Raw genomic sequence first — 16,948 nt, 5'->3', positions numbered from 1 at the left:
AGGTTGAGGCCATAGCGGACGAGTTGCGACGGATCGGCCGGTCCGACGCGGGTCTCGATCGCACTAGCGTCGAACGCGCGCAGCGCCGCATCAATGACGCGCGCCTGCTCGGGATCGGCGACATGCACGACATTGCCAGCGGCGTGGTTGTGCTGACCGAGATGACGAAACCAGTTGCCGTCAGCGTCGCGCTCGAAGCGGGTGAGCTTACCGGCAAAGAGGATCTCGAGCGCCCAAACCTGCGCCATGGATACCGGCAGCAACAGGCTCTTGCCACGGCTTGACGCGTCCGGCCCGGTTGGGCCGCGCAGACGTCGCGCCATGTCGAGCGTGACCCGCCACTCCTCGCCGACATGACGCGGCATCACGTACACCGCGGGACGCCCGGCGATCCGGACGTAATGCGATGTACTCGCCGGATTGGGCGCACCCACATTCACGGAAGTCGCCGAACCATCGGCGGCCTCGATCACGGCAACGGTTGCGGGTGGATCGAGACCAAAGTCGGCGAAGCTCGCCGCGGTGAGCTCGCTTGCGGGAATTTCGCGTGAGGGCTCGCTGACGGCGACGAGCCGCAGCGCCGTTTCGAGATGCGATTTGAGCTCGGCCGGCACGGCGCCATCCAGCCCCTCGATCGTCCAATCGCCGGCCTTGCGAAGCAGGACGACGCTGCCGCTGTCCGAACGAATCTCCACCCGGCGCGCGTCAGCAGGCGCGATGGTCACGAGCCCCTTCGGCGCGAACGCGACCTTGCTGCGCAGCTCCGGCCATCGCCCGCTGGCGATCAGGACGCCCAGCAGCGCCACCAGGCACACAGCGAGCAGCGGCGTCAGCCATCGGGCCATCCCGCGCGCGGCCGCCCCGTCCGTCACCGTCGCCTCCACCACATCGCAACACCGAACAGAGCCGTACTCAGTGGCAACAGCACCTCCAGCACAATGAAGGTGTCGCGCATCTGACTGCTGGTCAACACAATCTCCGGCAGCTTGAAGGTCTGCGGCGCCACGCCTGGGGTGGCGTCATCCTCGGCAAGCCAGCGCAGCATGGCAAGCGACAGCTCGCCATTGGAGACGTAGGGGAAATATTCGTTGCTCGCGACCTTGCTGGTGCCGGCCACGACGAGGCGGAAGCGTTTGCCCGGCGCCGCGCCCGGCCAGTTGCCTTCGAGCGCGACCGCAAGCGGCTGTGCGCTCCGCCGCGTGTTCGCCGCGTCTCCATCCGTCGCGGCTGGAGCAGACTTGGGCGAGCGCAGATAACTATCCTGGCTGCTCGCGGCCAGCACGATCAAGCTAACCCCGGACGGCGGCTGCGCCACCGCGATCGGCCGCGCCTGCGGAAACACGGTCAGGGCCAGACGCCTCGTGATTGGATGCGGCGGATAATAGGGCACGGCGACCTTGTCTGCATCGGTGCGGAAATGATTAAGGGGATCGATGACGATCAAGGCCTCGCTCGACAATCCCACGGGCTTGAGCAGCAATCGCTCGAAATCGCCCTCGATCTGCGATAGCGGATCGATCAGCAGCAGAAGCCTGCCGCCGCCTTTTACATAGTCGCCGAGCAGCGTCGCTTCCTCAGCGGCAAAGGCCGTGCGCGGGCCGATATCGGCGACGACCGAGCAGTCGGACGGGATGCTCGTCGCCGTCGCCGTGACGAGCTCGCGCATCTCGAAGCCGATCTGGTTCAGGGCCAGCAGCAGCCGGTCGAGCGCTTCGGGCGCCGTCTCCAGCACGTCGCCGGCGCCGGGCGTCTCGTGGCCCTTCAACGTCTCGACATGACTGAAGTGGAAGTGCGAGGGCAGCGGCCGGTACGCCTCGTCGTGGCCGGTGACGAAGCAGACCGTCTCCACGCGCTTACGCAGCACGCGCAAGGCCGCATAGCCGATGCGGGCGGGATCGATGACGTTTTCGACCAGAACCCTGCGGTCTTCGGCCTGCAACACTGCCGTATTGTAGGCGCGCACACCGAGGTCGCGGGCAAGCCCGGGCTCCTTGTCGAGATCGATGGCGCGGAAGGCGAGCAGCGGATGGTTGCGCGCGGCGCTCTGGACGAGATCACGGACAGCGATCGCGTTGGCATCGCTCGCGTTGTAGAAATAGGTCAGCGCAAGCGGCGTTCGCAATTGTGCGATCACGTCGGTGAGCTGTTGCGGCGGCGTGTTGCGCCCTTCCCGGCTGACGTCGAAATGCACGTCGTGGCGATAGAGCGCCACGTTGGCGCCGACCACAGCCGCGATCGCAGCAACAACGATCGACGCGTTCGCAAACCAGGCCGACCAGCGTGAGCCGCCGCCACGCAGAGGAAGGCGGATCGCCAGCATGAACAGCGCGACAAGGGCGAGCGCACAGGCGGCAAACAAAAGGCTGTTCGATATGGTCTCGCCGAGCCCTGCGAAGCCGAGCGCGCCGCAGACGACGGCACCGGCCACGAGGACGAGGAGCGAGATATTCGATCTGGCATATCCACTCATCGCCTTGCGTCTCTCACCGCCGCGCCAGCGCCCGGACCGTCAACAGCAGCGTCAGCAGGGTGACGCTGAGGAAGAAACCCACGTCGGACAGATAGATCGAGCCGACGGCAAAGGGACGAAAATGCACGGACAGCGACAGGTTCACCACCAGCGTGTCCGCCGGGCTCGGCAGCAGCCAGCCGAAATTGTCGATGATCCAGAGCAGGAGGAACACGCTGAGCGAGATCAACGCCGCGATCACCTGGTTGGCCGTCAGCGCCGAGGCCAACAGTCCCGTTCCGACTAGCGCCGATCCGAACAGCAGCAGGCCGAAATAGCCGCTGTAGATCGGCCCGAAATCAGGGTCGCCGAACCAGGCGAGCGAGGCCGCATAGGCTCCCGACAGCACGAGCATGACCACGATCAGGCTCATCGCGGCCAAGAACTTCGCCAGCACGATTGCGACCTCGGAGAGCGGGGCGGTCAGGAGAACCTCCAGCGTCTTGAGCTTCCGCTCTTCCGCGAACAGTCGCATCGTGATCAGCGGCACGGTCAGCATGAACAGCACGAACATCTGGAAGAAAATGTGCACCATGCTGGGCTGGTGGCTGAGGAACAGGGTGAGCGTGAAGCTGTAGCCCATAATCAGCAGGAACACTGTCATGAGCACGTAGGCGATCGGCGAGGAGAACAACGCCGTCGCTTCCTTCCCTAGCAACACCGCGAAGCTTCTCATGCCGCCGCCTCCGGTCGCCGGGTGAGATCGAGAAACACCCGTTCGAGATCGGGCCGCAGCTCGGTCAGCTCGCGCACCGGGATCTGAGCTGCGACCAATGCGGAGACCAGATCGGCCGCGAGCGACGGACGCTGCTCCGCTCTGAGGAGGAAGCGTCCCGCACCGTCCGGATCTGCAACGACCTCGTGCACGCCGGCGATTGCCTTCGTCGCACGGCGCACGGCATCTTCTGTGACGTCCGCCGACAGACGCAACGTCAGATCGTGCGCGGCATCTTTCATCGCGTCGGATGTCAAGAGCACGCCGTCGAGCAAGATCATCACGCGCGAGGCGATCTTCTCGATCTCGGGCAGGATGTGCGAGGCAAGCAGCACGGTGTGGCGTCCGGCCAGCGATTCGATCAGGTCGCGCACGGCGATCACCTGGTGCGGATCAAGCCCGCTGGTCGGCTCATCCAGCACGAGGACTTTTGGATCGCCAAGGAGCGCTTGTGCGATCGAGACACGTTGGCGGAAGCCGCGCGACAATTTCCCCGTCGTAAGTTCCATGACGCGCGCAAGATCCAGCCGCTCAGCCGCCTCGTCGATCGCTTCCCTCGCCTTTGGCCCGTGCAATCCCTTGATCCCGGCCATGAAATGCAGGAACTCGCCGACCCGCATATGGTCGTAGAGCGGCGCGTCTTCCGGCACGTAGCTGATGGCGCGACGCACGCCGAGGGAATCTTCGACCACGTCGTGGCCGGCGACCTCGATGCGCCCCGAGGTCGGCACCAGATAGCCCGTGAGCATGCGGAAGATCGTGCTCTTGCCGGACCCGTTCGGCCCGAGCAGGCCGACGATCTCGCCCGGCGCTATCGCAAAGGACACGTCGGTGACGGCGCGTCGCGGTCCGTACCACTTTGTAACGCGCTCGGCGAGAACGACCGGAGAGACAGCCGGAAGCATGGAGATTTAGACATCCCTCTTGCGGACACCGCCTAAGCCTACCGCGCAAAATCCCGGGCGCGAAGGCCCGGGATGACTATGCGGCACATTGATCCGCGGCGGCGACCAATCACTCGTAGAATTCGGGCGAGTGCTTGTGCGCCTTGAACGTGTCGGGGTCGTGGGCATAGATGATGTCGGCGCCCTCGGTGTCGCGAACCCGCTTCACCCAGGCGTAGGCATCGAGCATGCCGACGGGATCATAGACGCTGCCGATGCTCGGCAGGATATTCTTGTCGAGGTTCTCCTGGAGATAGACGGCGTCGCTGGTCAGCACCACCGTGCCGGTCTTCGGCAGACGCACCACCAGGATCTGGCTTCCGGGCGTGTGCGACACGGTCCGGTGGATGAAGACGCTGTTGTCACCGAACAGGTCGAGATCGCCGTCGAGCTCGATGGTCTTGTACTTGGAAGGCATGCCCCCGCCGACGCTGTTGCGCAGCATGGCGAAATCGTCGGAGATGAAGAAGGTCGCGTAGCCCGGCGCAGGCCAGAACGCGTTCCTCATCTCGTCGCGCTGGTAAACGAAGGTCGAATCCAGGAACTTGCCGATGTTGCCGGCGTGATCGACGTGGAAATGGCCGAGGATGACATATTTGATGTCGGACGGCTTCACGTTGATCTTGGAAAGCTGCGCGTCGATGGCGATGTCGGGCGAACGGCCCGGATCAAGAGCCTTCACGAACGGCCCCCAATAGTCGGGATCCTTGATGATGCGGTCGTTGTTGCCGCAGTCGAACAGAACGTCGCCCTTGGGATGGCGGATCAGGAAGAAGCCGACGGGAATCTGGACCTTGCCGCTACTGCCGTTCTGAATGATCGACTTGTCGAGATTGAGTGCCCCCGAAGAGAAGACGTAGAGCTTCATCTCCTTTGGCGGTTCGGCAGCCACCGCGGCCGACATAAAAAAAAGTCCTGCGGCCAGCGAGCCAAGGACCTTCGACGCAGTCACCCGCATGTCGTCCTCCCTGTTTTCGACGCACTTTTTTTCAGCGGTGTGGCATCCTACCATAGTCTAATGCGGCTGTGCAGAGCTCAATGCACGCGAGCGGGCAAATAAATTCAGCCTGCACGGAGCGCGGCTCGTCTTGTGCGCTGCAATTGGCCCCGCTTGGAGCGCTCAAGCGACCACGTCGGCCACGACCGCCTTCAGGACATCCCGCACGTCGGCCGGTTTGAGCCGCGCCTGCAAGCCGCGTTGCCCGCCATTGACATAGACATGGTCAAGCGTAAGCGCGCTCTGCTCGATTACTGTGCGCACCGAACGGCGTTGCCCGAACGGGCTGATGCCACCGACCTTGAAGCCGGTGACGCGTTCGGCCTCGGGCGGCTTCATCATCTGCGCCGACTTGCCGCCGATGGCAGCGGCGAGCTTCTTCATCGACACCTCACGGTCGGACGGAACGACAACGCAGACCGGCTTGTCATCGACCAGCGCCATCAACGTCTTCAATACGCGCGCCGGATCCTCGCCGAGCGCGGAGGCTGCCTGCAGCCCGATGCTCTCTGCCTCGGGATCGTAATCATAGGCGTGAACGGTGAAGACGACACCGGCGGCTGCGAGCGCGCGAGTTGCGGGGGTGACTTTGGACATGCGTGATGTCTAGCACCGTCATAGCGAGGAGCGAAGCGACGAAGCAATTCAGAATCTTTCCGCAGAGACACCTCTGGATTGCTTCGCTGCGCTCGCAATGACATGTGCACGCGCCAAATATTCAGTCGTCGTCCCGGCGCAGGCCGGGACCCACAACCCCAGGGAGGAGTTTGGCGAAGACTCGGTGTCCGGTACTACGACCATCCGCGATCGATAGATTCCGCGGTATGGGTCCCGGCCTGCGCCGGGACGACACCTGCATTTTGGGCAGTATTGGAATAGCCTAACGCGCGCCGAGCCTCACTCCGCCGCGTCGCGGATTTCGACGCGTTCGGCCCTGGCCGCGCAGAACTTGAACTCCGGGATTTTGCCGAACGGATCGAGCGCCGGGTTGGTCAGGAGGTTCGCCGCCGCTTCTGCGTAGCAGAACGGCATGAACACCATGTTCTCCGGTACGTCGCGGTCGGAACGTACCTTGACCTCGACCGCGCCGCGGCGGGTCTCCAGGCGAATGAAATCGCCGGGCGAAAGCTTCTTCTTCCGCATGTCCTTCGGCGACATGAACGCGACCGCCTCGGGCTCGATCTGGTCGAGCACCTGCGCGCGCCGCGTCATCGAGCCGGTGTGCCAGTGTTCGAGCACGCGGCCGGTGGAGAGCACCATCGGATATTCGTCGTCGGGCAGCTCATCCGGCGGGACGACCTTGGCCGGCACTATCTTGCCGCGGCCGCTCGCGGTCGGGAAGCCCGTGGTGAAGATGATCTCGTTGCCGGGCTTGTTGGGATCGTCGGCCGGATAGGTGACGGCACCTTCGCGCACCAGCCGCTCCCAGCTGATGTTCTTGAGTGACGGCATCAGCTCCGCCATCTCGGTGTAGACCTCGCCGGGGCCGGCATAATTCCACGGCAGCCCCATGCGCTTGCCGATCTCCTGGATGATCCAGAGATCCTGCCGCGCATCGCCCGGCGGCTTGATCACCTGGCGCGCGAGCTGCACGCGGCGATCGGTGTTGGTGAAGGAGCCGTCCTTCTCCGCGAACGCCGAGGCCGGCAGGATGACGTCGGCGTGGAACGCGGTCTCGGTGACGAAGAGATCCTGCACCACGAGATGATCGAGCATGGCGAGCGCCTGGCGCGCATGCTGCAGATCGGGGTCGGACATCGCGGGGTTCTCGCCCTCGACATACATGCCCTTGATCTCGCCGGCGTGGATCGCGTTCATGATCTCGACCACGGTCAGGCCGCGGACGGGATCGAGCTCCTGGCCCCACAGCTTCTCGAAATTGCCGCGCATGTCGTCGCGGCCGACCGGCTGGTAGTCGGGCAGGAACATCGGGATCAGGCCGGCGTCGGAGGCGCCCTGCACGTTGTTCTGGCCGCGCAGCGGATGCAGGCCGGTGCCGGGACGGCCGACCTGGCCGGTGATCAACGCGAGCGCGATCAGGCAGCGCGCATTGTCGGTGCCGTGAACGTGCTGGCTGATGCCCATGCCCCAGAAGATGATCGAGGATTTTGCCCGCGCGTAGGTTCTGGCGACCTCGCGCAGGGTTTGCGCCGGGATGCCGCAGATCGGCGCCATCTTCTCCGGCGTGAACTCCTTGATCTTCTCCTTCAGATCCTCGAAGCCCTCGGTGTAACCGGCGATATACTGGTCGTCGGTCAGGCCTTCGGTGATGATCGTGTTGATCATCGCATTCAGCATCGCAACGTCGGAGCCCGGCTTGAACTGCAGATGCTTGGTCGCGTGGCGCGACAGCGTCTGCCTGCGCGGGTCCATGACGAAGAGTTTTGCGCCGTTCTGCTTGACCGCGTTCTTGATGAAGGTCGCGGCGACCGGGTGGTTCACGGTCGGATTGGCGCCGATCACCCAGATCACTTCGGCGTCCATCGCGGCAGAGAACGGCGCCGACACCGCGCCCGAGCTCAGGCCTTCGAACAGCGCCGCCACCGACGAGGCGTGGCACAGGCGAGTGCAGTGGTCGACATTGTTGGAGCCGAAGCCGGTGCGCACCAGCTTCTGGAACAGATAGGCCTCTTCGTTCGACCCCTTCGCCGAGCCGAAGCCGGCCAGCGCCTTCACGCCCTTCTCGTCACGGATCTTGACGAGGCCCTTGGCGGCGATGTCGAGCGCTTCCTCCCACGAGGCCTCGCGGAAATGGGTAAAGGGATTGGCCGGATCGACCTGGTCGTTGAAATCCTTCTTCGCATTGGGCAGTCGCACCAGCGGCTTGGTCAGGCGGTGCGGATGGTGGATGTAGTCGAAACCGAAGCGGCCCTTGACGCAGAGACGATTGCGGTTGGCTGGACCGTCGCGGCCCTCCGCATAGATCACCTTCTCGTCCTTGACCTGATAGGTGACCTGGCAGCCGACGCCGCAGAACGGGCAGAGCGAATCCACCTTCTTGTCGGCGTAGGTGACGCGGGTCTGCTTGTCGTCGAGCATCACGGCCGGCATCAAGGCTCCGGTCGGGCAGGCCTGCACGCACTCGCCGCAGGCAACGCAAGTCGACTCGCCCATGGGATCGTCGAAGTCGAACACGATCTTAGCGCCGGCATTACGATAAGCCATGCCGATGACGTCGTTGACCTGAACCTCGCGGCAGGCGCGCACGCACAGGCCGCACTGGATGCAGGCGTCTAGATTGACGCGCATCGCCGGATGGCTTGCGTCGGTCGTCCAGCGTTCGGCGGCGGGAAAGCGGCTCTCGGTGACGCCTGTGGTCTCGGCCCAGTGCCAGAATTTCGAATCCGGATCGTGCGAGGTCTCGCGCGCCGGCTGATCGGCGACGAGCAGCTCCATCACCATCTTCTGCGCGGCGACCGCGCGCGCGCTCTCGGTCTTCACCTTCATGCCGACCGACGGCGTGCGCTTGCAGGAGGCGGCGAGCACGCGCTCGCCCTCGATCTCGACCATGCAGGCGCGGCAGTTGCCGTCGGGACGGTAGTCCGGTTCCGGCGAGTAGCAGAGATGCGGGATGTCGCGGCCCTGACGCTTGGCAACCTGCCAGATGGTCTCGCCCGGCTTGGCTTCGACCTGCTTGCCGTCGAGCTCGAACGTAATCTTCGTCATTCGGCCGCTTCCTTGAACTCGTCAGGGAAATATTTGATCACGGATGTCAGCGGATTCGATGCCGCCTGTCCGAGCCCGCAGATCGAGGCATCGCGCATCGCCTGGCTCAATTCTTCCAGCAGCGCACGGTTCCAGATCGGCTTCTGCATCAGCAGCGCGGCTTTCTGGGTTCCGACGCGGCACGGCGTGCACTGGCCGCAGCTCTCGTCCTCGAAGAACTTCATCAGGTTCAGCGCCGCGGTCCTCACGCTGTCCTTCTGCGACAGGATCACGATCGCGGCCGAGCCGATGAAGCAGCCGTATTTCTCCAGCGTGCCGAAATCGAGCGGGATGTCGTCCATCGACGCCGGCAGGATGCCGCCTGACGCGCCGCCCGGCAGGTAAGCGTAGAAGGTGTGGCCGTCGGCCATGCCGCCGCAATATTCGTCGATCAATTCGCGCACCGTGATGCCGGCGGGCGCGAGCTTCATGCCCGGGTTCTTGACGCGGCCGGAGACCGAGTAGCTGCGCAGGCCGTGACGCTCGTGGCGGCCGTGGCCCTTCCACCAGTCGGCGCCGTTCTCGACGATGTCGCGCACCCACCACAGCGTCTCGACATTGTTGATGAGCGTCGGCAGGCCGAACAGACCGACCTGGAAGGGGTAAGGCGGCTTGTGCCGCGGCAGGCCGCGCTTGCCCTCGATGCTTTCGAGCAGCGAGGATTCCTCGCCGCATATATAGGCGCCGGCGCCGCGCCGCATGTGCAGCGTCGGACCGCCCGCCGGGAGCTTTGCGATCTCGCGCTCCAGGATCTCACGCGCGGCCGGATATTCGTCGCGCAGATAGATGTAGACGTCGGCGGCCTGCACCACATGCGCGCCGATCAGCATGCCCTCGATGAAGCGGTGCGGATCGGTCTCGAGATAATAGCGGTCCTTGAAGGTGCCGGGCTCGCCCTCGTCGCCGTTGATCGCCATCAGCCGCGGCCCGGGCTCCCCGAGCACCGCCCGCCATTTGCGGCCCGTCGGGAAGCCGGCGCCGCCGAGCCCGCGCAGCGAAGCATCGTCGAGCGACTTCAGAAGATCGTCCGTCGACAGTTCGCCCGAGCGCACGCGGTTGAGCAGCTTGTAGCCGCCGCCGGCAACATAAGCGTCGTAGTCGATGTATTTCGGCAGATGCGCGTGGGTATCGCCGGCCTTCGCGGCCGCCAGCACGCCGCTGACCGTGGCGTGATCGACGAAATTGTGGCCGACTTCCGCGGCCGGCGCCGTATCGCAGCGGCCGACGCAGGGCGCGCGCACCACGCGGATGCCGGGGCCGCTGGTGCGCTGAAGCTCCTCGAGGAGCTTCTCGCCGCCGAGCATGGCGCAGGTGAGCGAATCGCAGACGCGGATGGTGAGCGGGGCGATGTCCGGCTGGCCTTCCTTCACCACGTCGAAATGTGCGTAGAAGGTCGCGGTCTCGAACACTTCGGCGAAAGCGAGCTTCATCTCGTCGGCCAGCGCCGCGAGATGCGCGGCCGAGATCTGGTGATATTTGTCCTGGATCAGGTGCAGATATTCGATCAGCAGGTCGCGCCGCCGCGGTCTGTCGCCGAGCAATTGCTCGATCTCGTGCGCGGCAGTGGGATCGACCTGCCGGCCCTTGGGCGTGGCCTTGGCGCGCCGGCTCCCCTCGCCCGGGTGTTCGAATTCAAGAACCTTATGAACGTCGTGGCTGCTCATGGAACGCCGCGTTCTCCTCAAAACCGCGATGACTTCAGGCAGAATCGCCGCCGCGAACCACCTTCATTTCCAGGATGATCGTCCGGGAACAGCGTGACTGGCCTCCCGCGGATCAAGCCTCATTCCAACAAACTCTAGCCTCTGGCATACCAGATGCAAGCAAATTTAGAACGTCTCTATAATGATTTAGGAGGCAGGCAGAGCGCCTGCCATGCCTCCTTGAGATGTTGATCGTGGAACCTTTCTTCAGATCTTCTCCATGCAGTCCTGGATATAGAACCAGCGGTCATCCCCGATCAGCCCCTTGGCCTTCACCTCAGCGCGACACGCCTTCAGCCTGGGCTTGTTGGCGGACCACTTCGCCTTCATGTCCTTCAGCTTCTGCATGGTGAGCTTGATCTTGCCCGGCGGCTTGGCAGTGGTCGTCGTCGCAGCCGGTGCCGGCGTTGCGGGTGTAGCCGCGGTTTGTGCGGAAGCGGTGTGAAGGCCCGCGGCCAGCAGCACGGCGGCGAGGCAGATACGGGTGCGAAGCATAGGAATCCCCCTAGGTCCCATTCTTGATCATTCGTGAACACCGCGGGAAGCCGAATTTCAGCCTCCCGCGACGGCGTGGGTTTGCGATCAGAAGATCTTCACCGCGCTCTCGAGCGTCTTGTAGACGCCCCAGGCCAGCGGAACGCCGACGAAGGCCCAGAACAGCGCGGCCTTGACGTCAAGGCCTCCCGTACCGATGCCAAAGGAACCGTGCTGGATCGTCGCCTCGCCCTTGGCGCTCGCGGCCTGGAGCTTGGCAACCTCCTCCTTGCTCATGTTCCATTTCGGATCGACCGGCTTGATCAGGTAGTTGCAGATCAGGCCTGCGATCAGCATGGCGCACAGGATGTACATCGTCGTGTTGTAGAGCTGATCGCGTGGGACGCCCGCCGCGAGTTGGAACTCGCGGATGTAGTTCACCACCACGGGGCCGATGATGCCTGCGGTCGACCACGCGGTCAGCAGCCGGCCATGGATGGCACCGACGAACTGGGTGCCGAACATGTCGGCGAGATAGGCCGGCACGGTCGCGAAGCCGCCGCCATACATCGACAGGATGATGCCGAAGCCGAGCACGAAGAGCAGCTTCGAGCCCATCGCCGCAAAGGTCGGCGCCAGCGCGTAGAGCACGATGCCGAGGAGGAAGAACGTGTAGTAGGTGTTCTTGCGGCCCATATAGTCGGACATCGACGCCCAGAAGAACCGGCCGCCGATGTTGAACAGCGAGAGCAGGCCCGCAAAGCCGGCCGCGATACCCGCAATGACCGCCTTCTGGTCAACGGAGAGCTGGCCGAAAGTCAGTTCGGGATGACCGATCAATTTGCCGGCAAAGATTTCCTGGAGCATGGGCGAGGCCATGCCGATCACACCGATCCCGGCCGACACGTTCAAGCAGAGCACCCACCAGATGAGCCAGAACTGCGGCGTCTTGTGTGCGTTGTTCAGATGGACGTGATGCTCGGTGATCATCGACTTCTTTTCGCTCGGCGGCGTCCAGCCTTCCGGCTGCCAGCCGGCCGGGGTGACGCGATAGGCAAACGCGCCGATCATCATGAACACGAAATAGATCACGCCCATGGCGACAAAGGTTTCCCAGACGCCGACGGACGTCGGCGTCTTGAAGTAGTTGATCAACAGATTGGCCAATGGCGCGCCGATCATGGCGCCGCCGCCGAAACCCATGATCGCCATGCCGGTCGCCATCCCGCGGCGATCCGGAAACCATTTGATCAGAGTCGAAACCGGGGAGATGTAGCCCAGGCCAAGCCCGACGCCGCCGATCACGCCGCAGCCCAGCCACATGATCCAGAGCTGGTGGACGTAGACGCCGAAGGCGCCGATCAGGAGGCCGCCGCCCCAGCAGAGCGCGGCGACGACGCCCGCCTTGCGCGGACCAACGCGCTCGAGCCAACCGCCCCAGATCGCGGCAGAGACGCCGAGCAGCACGAAGAACAAAGTGAACATCCACCCGAGGCTCGCGACCTTCCAGTCGCACGTCGTGGTGAACAGCTCCTGCCACAGCGAGATGTCCGGGCACGCCTTGGTCTGTGTGATCCCGATGGCGCGTGACAGCGGCAGCCAGAACACCGAGAAGCCATAGGCCATGCCGATGCAGAGATGGATGCAGAGTGCCGCCGGCGGCACCAGCCAGCGATTGAAGCCGGCCTTTGCGACGGTGTGCTCGCGATCGAGAATTCCCGCGCCAGCGCCCGACAGTCTTCCAGCGCTTTCAACTGTAGCCATACAAGTCCTCCCCTGCAGGACGCCCTTCTGAGCAAACCTGCTGCTACGACCCTGTCCTCAGCCCCTTGCGGAGCAACTGTCCCTGCTGCCGCACAAAGATTCGACGCGCGCCAGGATCACGACGCGCATTCGAGACGTCTAACCCCTTGGATGGGCATCTATGCCCGACACCCCGCGGCGTGGCCTGAAGTTGACCAGCTTGTCCCCGCGTGGAGCAGGCATGACTCAACCTCCGCGTCGCCACGCAGAATGTCAATTGGGACAGAAGCGGCGATCGATGTCGATAGACAAATGGTCGGTATCAACGAGGTGACGTCCTCAAGAGCGCGGCGCACCATTGACGTTTTCTATCGATGCATTTGCCTTCTCAATCAAGAACACGATGCGCGCGTCGTTGCGCTCGGTGATCTCAACCTTGTCGCCGGTCTCCCGGATCAGGTTTGGAATGTCAATCACCGACAACGGGTCAGTGCAGTGCACTTCGAGTTGATCGCCCGGCTGCAATGGTTTCAGCGCCTTGCGCGTTTTGAGGGCGGGCAGCGGGCATTTCAGTCCGGTGAGATCGAGCGTGGTCCTGGTCATGGGCGCAACATGGCGGGGCAGGTCGACGGCGTCAACGCGGGGCCTTCAGATCAGGTCAGCATAAGACAGGAAGCCAACGCTGTGCCCAGGCTCGACAAGCGTGATGCTCTCGCCGAGTTCGACCAGACCGTCGGTCTCGACCAGTGAGGACAACAGCCCCGCGCCCTCGCGCGGAAACTTGATCACCTCCAGCCCGCCGCCTTCCGCGCGCCGCAGCGAGACGCGAACATATTCACGCCGCCCGGCCTTCTTCCTGTAGGTGAAGGCCGCGCGCACCGGGATCGGCGTGAGCGGCTCAGGCGCGCTGCCCGCAAGCGCCAGCACCGTCGGGCGCACCACATGGACGAAGGTGACGAAGCTTGCGACGGGATTGCCGGGCAATCCGATCAGCGGCGTGCCGCCGATGATGCCCATCGCCACCGGCCGGCCCGGCTTGATCGCCATCCGCCACAGCACGAGCGAGCCGACGCTCTCGACCGCCGCCTTGACGTGGTCCTCCTCGCCGGTCGAGACGCCGCCAGTGGTGAGGATCAGATCGTGCGCGCCCGCAACCTGCTTCAGGCCGCTCGCAAGCGAGGTGCGCTCGTCGCGCAGGATGCCGAGATCGCTGACCTCGCAGCCGAGCCGGCGCAGCATCGCCATCAGCATGAAACGGTTGGAGTCGAAGAGCTGCGAGGCCGCACGCGGCTCGCCGGGCGAAGCCAGCTCGTCACCGGTCGAGAACACCGCGACGCGGATGCGCCTGACGACGTCGAGCCTGGTCAGGCCGAACGCCGCGGCGAGCGCGACATGCTGCGGCAGCAAGCGCTGGCCGGCGCGCAGCGCGACGCGGCCTTGCGGAATGTCCTCACCCGCGGGCCGGACATTGGCGCCCGCCTTCAGCCCCGGCGGCAGCATGACCTTGCCCGATTCATCGATGCGCACGTCTTCCTGCATGAAAACAGTCTCGGCGCCGGGCGGCATCGGAGCGCCCGTGAAAATGCGCGCGGTATGGCCGGGCTTGATCGGCGCCTGCGCGAGGCCGCCGGCCTGGATGCGGCCATCGAGCGGGAAAGACTGCGCTTCGCCTTGCGGCAGGTCCGCATTGCGCACGGCATAGCCGTCGACGGCGGAGTTGGTGAAAGGCGGCAGCGGCAGCGGTGCCGGGATATCGCGCGCCAGCACGCGTCCGTCCGCGTCGACCAGCGTCACCGTCTCGAGATCGGCGACCGCGTTGACGCGGGTCGTGATCAGGCCAACGGCCTCGTCGACCGACATCATCGGTCCACCGAAGGCAAAGCAATCGTCGGACAGTTGCGCCATGGTGCCTCGTCAGCGCAGCGAAGCGCTTCTAGCGACCGCCTCCTCGACCGGCATCGCGGCACGCAGCAGCAGCGCCGCCACGGCCGGAATGTCATCGAGATGGACGGTCGGCAGCCGCGTTTCAATGGCGGTGTCGGTCGCGATCCCGACAATACCGGGATCGTCGGGGAACAGCAGCGGCTTGTCGTTCGCGGCGCGATGCACCTCGATCTTGCGATGCGGCTCGCGCTTGAAACCCTCGACTACGACGAGATCGACCGCCGACAGCTTTGCCAGCAGCTCCAGCAGCCGCGGCTCCTCGGCCCCGCGCAGCTCATGCATCAGCGCCCAGCGGTTGGCGGAGGAGACCAGCACCTCGGCCGCGCCCGCCTCGCGATGCCGCCAGGAATCCTTGCCAGGCACATCGACGTCGAACTGGTGATGCGCATGCTTGATCACGGAGACGCGCAATCCCTGCGCGTTGAAATGCGGGATGAGCCGCGTCAAGAGCGTGGTCTTGCCCGCGCCGCTCCATCCCGCAAGACCGATGACTTTCATGGCAACTCGTTCTCCGCCAGCCGCATCGCGCGGGTGGAACCGCTACCCCGTCATTGCGAGCGAAGCGAAGCAATCCAGAGTGTCTCCGCGGATGCAGTCCTGGATTGCTTCGCTGCGCTCGCAATGACGACGAGGCGGCATTTTACTCTCTCTCGGCCATGCTTATATCGGCTTGAGACGAATGTCATGCTAACCTCGCGGCCATGATGAAGATCGAGAAAGCCCCCGTCCCCCTGATCGTTCCGAACCCGGACGATCCGCGCCTGACCCAGAGCGTGGCCGGGACCGACCAGACCGGCGCCAGGGTCGAGATCAAGGTGCCGATGGAGCGGCCGCTGACGCTCTACCTGAATTCCCAGGAGATCGTCACGATGATGACGATCGGTGACTATCCGGAATATCTGGCGCTGGGTTATCTGCTCAACCAGAACATGCTGAAATATAATGACGTGGTCACTGAGGTCGAATACGACGACGACCTCCAGGTCGTCGTCGTGCGCACCTCGCACCACACCAATTTCGAGGCCAAGCTGCAGAAGCGCACGCAGACATCGGGCTGCGCGCAGGGCACTGCCTTCGGCGATCTGCTCGAAGCCGTCGAGAGCGTCGCATTGCCGAAGGCGGAGCTGCGCACCTCCTGGCTCTACCAGATGACGCAAACCATCAACACCATGCCCTCGCTCTATCTCGAGGCTGGCGCGATCCACGGCTGCGTGCTGTGCAAGGAGGGCACGCCGCTCTGCTACACCGAGGATGTCGGCCGCCACAACGCCGTCGACAAGATCGCAGGCTGGATGTACCGCCACGGCGTCGATTCATCCGACAAGATCCTCTACACCACAGGACGACTCACCTCCGAGATGGTGATCAAGACCGTGCGCATGGGAATTCCGATCCTGGTGTCGCGCTCCGGCTTCACTGCCTGGGGCGTCGACCTCGCGCGACAAGTCGGGCTGACATTGGTCGGCCGCACGCGCGGCAAGCGCTTCATCGCACTGTCGGGCGAAGAGCGCATCGTCTACGACCAGAACCTCGCTTACGTCGAGGAGGAATCGGCCAAGCACAAGCGCAAGGGTGAAGGCGGTGACGACTGAAATTCCGCCCACACAGGGCGTGCTGCTCGCCGGTGGCCTCGCACGGCGCATGGGCGGCGGCGACAAGCCGATGCGCACGATCGGTGGCCGCACCATTCTGGAGCGCGTGATCGCGCGTCTTTCACCGCAATGCGTGGGGCTGGTCCTCAACGCCAATGGCGATCCGGCGCGCTTTGCCGCGTTCGGTTTGCAGGTCGTCGCGGATGACGTGCCCGACTTTCCCGGGCCGCTCGCCGGCATCCTCGCCGCGCTCGACTGGACCACAGCAAACCGGCCGGAGATCGAATGGGTGCTGAGCGCAGCCGGCGACTGCCCGTTCCTGCCGCGCGATCTCGTCGCGCGCCTGCATCACGCGCGCGCGGCGGCGAATGCGCAGCTTGCAGTCGCCGCGTCAGGCGAGCAGTCGCATCCGGTGATCGGATTGTGGCGCGTCCGCCTGCGTGACGAGCTGCGTCATGCGCTCGTCGTCGAGGACCTCCGCAAGATCGACCGCTGGACCGCGCGCTATCCGCTCGCAACCGTGACGTGGCCGACCGAGCCGCTCGATCCGTTCTTCAATGCCAACACGGTCGAGGACATTGCGGAGGCCGAGCGGCTGGCGGCGCTCGACGCGACCTCCTAG

At 64.5% G+C, this 16,948-nt stretch carries 15 protein-coding genes; 2 read left to right on the top strand and 13 right to left on the bottom strand.

What is annotated here, in order from left to right:
- The 13 genes from AXW67_RS17280 to mobB all read right to left on the bottom strand — a co-directional run.
- Positions 1-872: DUF4340 domain-containing protein (locus AXW67_RS17280; protein WP_201723680.1), on the bottom strand; the 872-nt coding region annotated here is incomplete at its 3' end.
- Positions 869-2,470, bottom strand: coding sequence for a Gldg family protein (locus AXW67_RS17275; protein WP_063678838.1), 1,602 nt, complete (start codon positions 2,468-2,470; stop codon positions 869-871). The genes AXW67_RS17275 and AXW67_RS17280, both read right to left, overlap by 4 nt.
- A gap of 13 nt (positions 2,471-2,483) precedes the next feature.
- Entirely contained in the window at positions 2,484-3,185 is a 702-nt protein-coding gene (locus AXW67_RS17270; protein ID WP_027552826.1) for an ABC transporter permease, read from the bottom strand.
- On the bottom strand, positions 3,182-4,129 hold the full coding sequence (locus AXW67_RS17265; protein WP_063678837.1) for an ABC transporter ATP-binding protein: 948 nt from the start codon (positions 4,127-4,129) through the stop codon (positions 3,182-3,184). Before AXW67_RS17265 ends, AXW67_RS17270 begins: the two co-directional genes overlap by 4 nt.
- A gap of 109 nt (positions 4,130-4,238) precedes the next feature.
- Positions 4,239-5,126: an N-acyl homoserine lactonase family protein gene (locus AXW67_RS17260; RefSeq protein ID WP_063678836.1), complete on the bottom strand. Its 888-nt coding sequence runs from the start codon at positions 5,124-5,126 to the stop codon at positions 4,239-4,241.
- 162 nt (positions 5,127-5,288) lie between these two features.
- Complete coding sequence (gene ybaK / locus AXW67_RS17255) at positions 5,289-5,762, bottom strand: Cys-tRNA(Pro) deacylase (RefSeq protein ID WP_063678835.1); 474 nt, start codon at positions 5,760-5,762, stop codon at positions 5,289-5,291.
- A 300-nt stretch (positions 5,763-6,062) separates the two neighbouring features.
- A complete protein-coding gene (gene fdhF / locus AXW67_RS17250; RefSeq protein WP_027552822.1) occupies positions 6,063-8,831 on the bottom strand; it encodes a formate dehydrogenase subunit alpha in 2,769 nt (922 codons plus the stop codon).
- Positions 8,828-10,534 (bottom strand): NADH-ubiquinone oxidoreductase-F iron-sulfur binding region domain-containing protein, encoded by a 1,707-nt coding sequence (locus AXW67_RS17245; protein WP_063678834.1) that lies wholly within the window; start codon positions 10,532-10,534, stop codon positions 8,828-8,830. Before AXW67_RS17245 ends, fdhF begins: the two co-directional genes overlap by 4 nt.
- A 246-nt stretch (positions 10,535-10,780) precedes the next feature.
- The gene (locus AXW67_RS17240; RefSeq protein WP_063678833.1) at positions 10,781-11,068 is read right to left on the bottom strand and encodes a hypothetical protein; all 288 of its coding nucleotides are present in this window, start codon (positions 11,066-11,068) and stop codon (positions 10,781-10,783) included.
- 87 nt (positions 11,069-11,155) lie between these two features.
- Positions 11,156-12,811 carry an OFA family MFS transporter gene (locus AXW67_RS17235; protein ID WP_027552819.1) on the bottom strand — a complete coding sequence of 552 codons (1,656 nt, stop codon included), beginning with the start codon at positions 12,809-12,811 and terminating at the stop codon, positions 11,156-11,158.
- 318 nt (positions 12,812-13,129) lie between these two features.
- On the bottom strand, positions 13,130-13,393 hold the full coding sequence (locus AXW67_RS17230; RefSeq protein WP_027552818.1) for a sulfurtransferase TusA family protein: 264 nt from the start codon (positions 13,391-13,393) through the stop codon (positions 13,130-13,132).
- A gap of 45 nt (positions 13,394-13,438) precedes the next feature.
- Positions 13,439-14,695 carry a molybdopterin molybdotransferase MoeA gene (locus AXW67_RS17225; protein ID WP_063678832.1) on the bottom strand — a complete coding sequence of 419 codons (1,257 nt, stop codon included), beginning with the start codon at positions 14,693-14,695 and terminating at the stop codon, positions 13,439-13,441.
- Between the two features lie 9 nt (positions 14,696-14,704).
- Positions 14,705-15,232 (bottom strand): molybdopterin-guanine dinucleotide biosynthesis protein B, encoded by a 528-nt coding sequence (gene mobB / locus AXW67_RS17220; RefSeq protein ID WP_063678831.1) that lies wholly within the window; start codon positions 15,230-15,232, stop codon positions 14,705-14,707.
- 203 nt (positions 15,233-15,435) lie between these two features.
- On the opposite strand from mobB, the gene fdhD reads away from it, so the two are divergent.
- Both fdhD and mobA read left to right on the top strand, forming a co-directional pair.
- Entirely contained in the window at positions 15,436-16,326 is an 891-nt protein-coding gene (fdhD, locus tag AXW67_RS17215) for a formate dehydrogenase accessory sulfurtransferase FdhD (RefSeq protein WP_063678830.1), read from the top strand.
- Positions 16,307-16,948: a molybdenum cofactor guanylyltransferase MobA gene (mobA, locus tag AXW67_RS17210; protein WP_082907925.1), complete on the top strand. Its 642-nt coding sequence runs from the start codon at positions 16,307-16,309 to the stop codon at positions 16,946-16,948. The genes fdhD and mobA overlap by 20 nt, the downstream gene beginning before the upstream one ends.

It is taken from the genome of Bradyrhizobium neotropicale (assembly GCF_001641695.1).
Classification (GTDB): domain Bacteria; phylum Pseudomonadota; class Alphaproteobacteria; order Rhizobiales; family Xanthobacteraceae; genus Bradyrhizobium; species Bradyrhizobium neotropicale.
The sequence above is the reverse complement of the archived record's forward strand: the minus strand, read 5'-3'. Positions and strand labels throughout refer to the sequence as shown.